The organism is uncultured Streptococcus sp. (assembly GCF_915066115.1).
Classification (GTDB): Bacteria; Bacillota; Bacilli; order Lactobacillales; family Streptococcaceae; genus Streptococcus.
Genome location: NZ_CAJZDT010000128.1, coordinates 1 through 5,158 on the forward strand (window position 1 = coordinate 1; position 5,158 = coordinate 5,158).

General features: G+C 42.8%; 6 protein-coding genes. 1 reads left to right on the forward strand and 5 read right to left on the reverse strand.

The window, feature by feature from the left end:
- Positions 1–56 precede the first annotated feature (56 nt).
- From QZ565_RS08085 to miaA, 5 genes are read right to left on the reverse strand one after another with little or no spacing between them, the layout of a single operon-like run.
- A complete protein-coding gene (locus tag QZ565_RS08085) occupies positions 57–812 on the reverse strand; it encodes an SDR family oxidoreductase (RefSeq protein WP_295528004.1) in 756 nt (251 codons plus the stop codon).
- Positions 813–832: 20 nt separating this feature from the next.
- On the reverse strand, positions 833–1,762 hold the full coding sequence (gene rnz, locus QZ565_RS08090; RefSeq protein ID WP_261051974.1) for a ribonuclease Z: 930 nt from the start codon (positions 1,760–1,762) through the stop codon (positions 833–835).
- A gap of 14 nt (positions 1,763–1,776) precedes the next feature.
- Positions 1,777–2,400: a cystathionine beta-lyase gene (locus QZ565_RS08095; protein WP_261051976.1), complete on the reverse strand. Its 624-nt coding sequence runs from the start codon at positions 2,398–2,400 to the stop codon at positions 1,777–1,779.
- Entirely contained in the window at positions 2,393–3,631 is a 1,239-nt protein-coding gene (hflX, locus tag QZ565_RS08100; protein ID WP_261089478.1) for a GTPase HflX, read from the reverse strand. The genes QZ565_RS08095 and hflX overlap by 8 nt, the downstream gene beginning before the upstream one ends.
- On the reverse strand, positions 3,624–4,508 hold the full coding sequence (gene miaA / locus QZ565_RS08105; protein ID WP_261011068.1) for a tRNA (adenosine(37)-N6)-dimethylallyltransferase MiaA: 885 nt from the start codon (positions 4,506–4,508) through the stop codon (positions 3,624–3,626). The genes hflX and miaA overlap by 8 nt, the downstream gene beginning before the upstream one ends.
- Before the next feature lie 120 nt (positions 4,509–4,628).
- On the opposite strand from miaA, the gene QZ565_RS08110 reads away from it, so the two are divergent.
- The gene (locus QZ565_RS08110) at positions 4,629–4,799 is read left to right on the forward strand and encodes a DUF3042 family protein (RefSeq protein WP_169447210.1); all 171 of its coding nucleotides are present in this window, start codon (positions 4,629–4,631) and stop codon (positions 4,797–4,799) included.
- The last annotated feature ends 359 nt before the right edge of the window (positions 4,800–5,158 follow it).

The window sequence follows — 5,158 nt, forward strand, 5'->3', positions numbered from 1 at the left end:
TTTCTTGTCACTCAGTAAAATATCATAAAAAAAGTTCCTTTTGTAAGGAACTCCTTTTACTTATAATTAAAGATCCCCCCAGCCAACTTATCAGCTAGCTTGGGAAAGAGGGTATAAAATTTGTGGGCCAAGTTCAACAAGACTGGGAGATTTAGTTCTCGTTTGTTTTTTCCTATACACTTAACAATCTTTTTAGCCACCACATCTGCCTCTAAAAGGAAGCGGTCAACAGACTTGAGATAGGTGCCATCTGGGTCAGCCTGGTCAAAAAATCCTGTGCGGATTGGTCCTGGATTGATCGTCGTTACATAAACGCCATAAGTCATGAGTTCTAGGCGCAGAGCATTTGAAAACCCAATGGCCGCAAACTTGGTAGCTGAGTAGAGACTAGACTTGCCAGTAGCAATCAAACCTGCCATGCTGACAATATTGATGATATGGCCTTTTCGCCTTTCCTTCATACGAGCCGCAAGGTGTCGAGACAGGTTCATCAGGGCAAAGGTATTGACCTCAAACATCTGATGAATATCTTGGTCAGAAATCTGGTCAAATTCCTCAAAAATCCCGTAACCCGCATTGTTAATCAAGACATCAATCTTGCCATAGCGGAGATAGAGGTCTGCTACCAGAGTTTCTAAGGCTGAATCATCGGTAATATCGATTTCAATCAATTCTGCATGGGGATGATTTCCGTAGAGTTGAGCTAATTTTTCCCTATCTCGACCAAGCAAGATAAGTTGGTCATTTGGCAAGAGTTTGACAATTTCTTGTGCTAGGCCACCGCTAGCTCCAGTAATGAGAATAGTAGACATACTGTTCCTTTCTGTGACTGCTAGATTTCCACTTCTTCCAAGTCTTTGACCACATGGACATTTTCAAAAACACTAGCAGCATCTTTTTTGAGCTTGCTGATATCTTTTGAGAGGAAACGGGCACTGATATGGTTGAGCAAGAGGCGTTTGGCACCTGCTTCTACCGCTACTTGCGCAGCTTGCATGTTAGTAGAGTGGCCATGGTTACGAGCAATTTTTTCATCACCCTTGCCATAAGTGGACTCATGAACTAGGACATCGGCATTGACAGCCAGACGCACACTGGCATCCGTTTTTCGAGTGTCTCCTAAAATAGTGATAATTTTACCTGGACGTGGAGCTGAGATATAGTCTGCTGCCTTGATTTCAGTTCCATCTTCCAAAACAACATCCTGACCGTTTTTGATTTTCCCAAAAAGTGGGCCAAATGGGACACCAGCAGCCTTGAGTTTTTCAGCATCCAGCGTTCCTTCTAGATCCTTTTGGATAACACGATAGCCAACACAGAAAATAGTGTGGTCCAGCTCCTCTGCATACACCGCGAATTTATCGGTCTCAAGGATTTTTCCTAGAGAATCTTGGTCAAACTCATGAAAATGAATACGGTAAGGCAGGCGCGAACCTGACACACGAAGGCTGGTTAAGACAAATGACTTAATCCCTTGCGGTCCATAGATTTCCAAATCTGTCTGCTCTTCATTGGCTTGAAAGGCACGGCTAGAAAGGAAACCTGGCAGGCCAAAAATGTGGTCTCCATGTAGATGGGTGATAAAGATTTTGCTGACCTTACGTGGTCGAATTGTCGTTTCAAGAATGCGATTTTGCGTACCTTCTCCACAGTCAAAGAGCCAGACTTCGTTAATCTCGTCCAAGAGTTTCAGGGCGAGACTTGAGACATTGCGGGCTTTAGAGGGCTGACCAGCCCCCGTTCCTAAAAATTGAATATCCATTCGATACTTTCTAATTAATCAATATATAACATGGCTGTGCGGTTTTCCGATCGGAAATAGCGCTTGCCAGAAAAAGCAACAGCTTCTTGCAATAAATCCTCTTGGCTATAGCCTTTAAGACGCTTGCGACCATCAGTTAAGATTTCTAAATCAGTCAAAGCTGTGATATTTTCCACGCTAACAACTTCCTCGTCCCCGACAGCCTTCATGTAAATCTTACCAGACTCTTCAAAGATCAGTTGATGGGGGAAAATTTGCGCAATTTCAAAGAGCAAATCTTCTGAAATAACCTCTTCATTTTCAGAGAAAATTCGACCCAGACCCTCACTCTCATAACAAAAACCAAAGGATTTACCAGACAGGTTTAGGCGAATAAAAGGCTTGTTTTCGAGGGTGAAACTAGGTTCAGTATTGTAAAGATTCAGTTCTTGACTGAGTTCCGCAAAATAATCGGTTGCCGCTTCAGGACTCTTTTTTTGGTAAAGTTCTGCAAAGTAAGCATTGACAACGCTGGGCGGAGGTGTGATAAGTGCCAACTGCTCCTGCTCTGTCTTGCCAGCTAGAAGCTGATCCAGATAGACCTTGTCCAGACTTGTATAGCCCCCATATTTTAGAGCCAACGTTTTAATATCAGTCATAAAATTCCTCTAACCTCCATTTATTTTTCTTAGAAATGTAGCCTGTAATGACTTCTCCGTCATCTTGATAATCACGTTCTTCAAGAATCGCAACACTTTCTAAATCATGAATCTTGTAGGACTTTGAAAAAGGAACGCGCAGGGTAAAGGATTCAAAAATATCCTTGATTTTCTCTAAAAATAGTGCCTGCAAATTCTCACGACTATCCTCAGACTTGGCAGAAATGAGGGCATAAGGCGTTTGGGTAGGCGTAAAATCCTCCACCAAATCTGCTTTATTATAAAGAGTCAGGCGAGGAATATCCTCCATGTCCAAGTCTTTCATGATGGAAAGGACCGTTTTTTCATGCTCTTCGTGGTAAGGATTGCTGGCATCGATGACATGAACTAGAAGATCCACATGCTTGCTTTCTTCCAAGGTTGACTTGAAACTAGATACCAACTCTGTCGGCAAATCTTGGATAAAGCCCACGGTATCTGTCAAAGTTACTTGGAGATTGCCTCCTAGATGAATACTCTTAGTTGTCGCATCCAGAGTCGCAAAGAGCTCGTCTGCCTCGTACTGAGTCTTACTGGTCAAGGTGTTCATGATAGTTGACTTCCCAGCATTGGTATAACCAATCAAACCAATCTTAAAGGTGCTTGACTCCAAACGTTTTTCTCTGACAGTCGCCCGATTTTTCTCAACCACCTTGAGCTGGCGCTCGATATCCGTGATTTGATTGCGAACGCTACGACGGTTCAGCTCCAGCTGGCTTTCACCAGGTCCACGGGAACCAATTCCCCCTGCCTGACGGCTGAGCATAATTCCCTGACCAACCAAGCGAGGCAAGAGATATTTGAGCTGGGCTAGGTGAACTTGGAGCTTCCCTTCATGGCTTCGAGCTCGCATGGCAAAGATATCCAAAATCAACTGCATACGGTCAATGACCTTAACACCCAGAACTTCCTCTAGATTGACATTTTGCCGTGGAGTTAAACGGTTGTTGACGATGACAGTGGTAATTTCTTCTGCATCCACCATGAGCGCAATTTCTTCTAACTTACCAGAGCCGACGAAGGTCTTGGAATCATATTTTTCACGTTTTTGTCTGTAACTATCTACAACGACTGCCCCAGCTGTCTTAGCCAGACTGGCCAATTCTTCCATAGAGAGATCAAAATTGTCCATGCCCTGCAATTCCACACCAATGAGCAGGACCCGCTCCTCTTTTTTCTCCGTTTCAATCATCTAAAAACTCCTCTAACTGGCTTAAAATGCGGTCCTTCACACCAGGCTCTCCTATCTGATAAAAGGTAACCTGCATGCGATTACGGAACCAGGTCAACTGACGCTTGGCAAAACGACGGGTAGCCTGTTTGAGACTCTCACTGGCTTCTTCCAAGGTCTGCTCTCCACGGAAATAAGGAAAGAGTTCCTTGTATCCAATACCTTTAGCTGCCTGAACATCTGGATAGTTGTCAAACAACCATTTAGCTTCGTTCAAAAGTCCGGCATCAAACATCAAATCCACTCGATGATTGATTCGTTCATATAATTGACTCCGCTCATCATCCAAGCAGATAATCAATGGTTCATACAAGGTCTCTTGATTTTCCAAATCCTGACCAAAATGGGCAATTTCCAAGGCACGCATAGCACGACGACGATTAAACTGGGGAATTTCAAGACCTGCTTGCTCTACCAGATGGGCTAACTCCTCATCTGTATAAGGCTCCAAACTAGCCCGATAGGCCAGAATCTCCTCATGGGGAGTCTCCCCACCCAGGTGGTAACCTTCTAGCAAGCTCTGGATATAAAGTCCAGTCCCACCAGCGATAATGGCAAGCTTGCCACGGCTGTGAATATCCCCAATAGCCATCTTAGCTTCTGAAACAAAATCAAAAGCCGAGTAAGACTCGGTTACCTCTCTAACATCAATCAAATGATGAGGAACAGCCGCTTGCTCCTCTGGGCTAGCCTTGGCCGTCCCAATATCAAGTCCTCGATAGACTTGCTGGCTATCTCCACTAACCACTTCGCCATTAAAACGCTTGGCAACTTCGATGGCAAGGGCTGTTTTTCCAACTGCAGTAGGTCCAACAATCACAATTATTTTTGTTTTCATCTTTTTTCCTTGAAAAATTCCCATTTTTTCGTTACTATTATTATAACACAAAAAGGTCAGTCAGAAAAATGCCACCTCTTGAGGAGTCTGTCTGATCAGGAAGATAAAGGAGGAAGACTCATGGCTAAAGGATTCGCTAAAGGTCTTGTAACAGGTGTCGCAGGAACTGTCGCTGCCGTCGCAGGTGCAGTATACGCATTTAAAAAGAAAGTGATCGAACCAGAAGAGCAAAAAGCAGCTTTCATCGAAGAAAACCGTAAAAAAGCAGCTCGCCGTCGCGTATCACATTAAGCAACAAAAGAAGTTGGGGATAAACTTAATTTGAGGAGAATGCCCAATAAATATTTCCACAATAAAACACATAGTATCAAGTTTTTCAACACCTGATACTATGCGTTTTTTGATTTTAAGACTTTTTTCCAGTCTCTTTTTTGATTGAAGATATAAGTATTCTAGTAACTAATTTCTTAGTACTAGCCAACAACGATAATCATAATTCCTCCCAAAATTAGGAATAATAAAGGAAATAGTTTTTGTTTTTTCATGTGAAATACCTCACTTTTGTTTTCTTCTATTTTATGCTAAAATATTAAAAATCAAAAACTGTTCCCATATATGCTTGTTGGAGAGATATTATGAAAAAATTTGGA

Bases quoted from the DNA above. Each gene is read 5' to 3' on its own strand.
- QZ565_RS08085 (WP_295528004.1), bottom strand. From the start codon at position 812: ATGTCTACTATTCTCATTACTGGAGCTAGCGGTGGCCTAGCACAAGAA.
- rnz (WP_261051974.1), bottom strand. From the start codon at position 1,762: ATGGATATTCAATTTTTAGGAACGGGGGCTGGTCAGCCCTCTAAAGCC.
- QZ565_RS08095 (WP_261051976.1), bottom strand. From the start codon at position 2,400: ATGACTGATATTAAAACGTTGGCTCTAAAATATGGGGGCTATACAAGT.
- hflX (WP_261089478.1), bottom strand. From the start codon at position 3,631: ATGATTGAAACGGAGAAAAAAGAGGAGCGGGTCCTGCTCATTGGTGTG.
- miaA (WP_261011068.1), bottom strand. From the start codon at position 4,508: ATGAAAACAAAAATAATTGTGATTGTTGGACCTACTGCAGTTGGAAAA.
- QZ565_RS08110 (WP_169447210.1), top strand. From the start codon at position 4,629: ATGGCTAAAGGATTCGCTAAAGGTCTTGTAACAGGTGTCGCAGGAACT.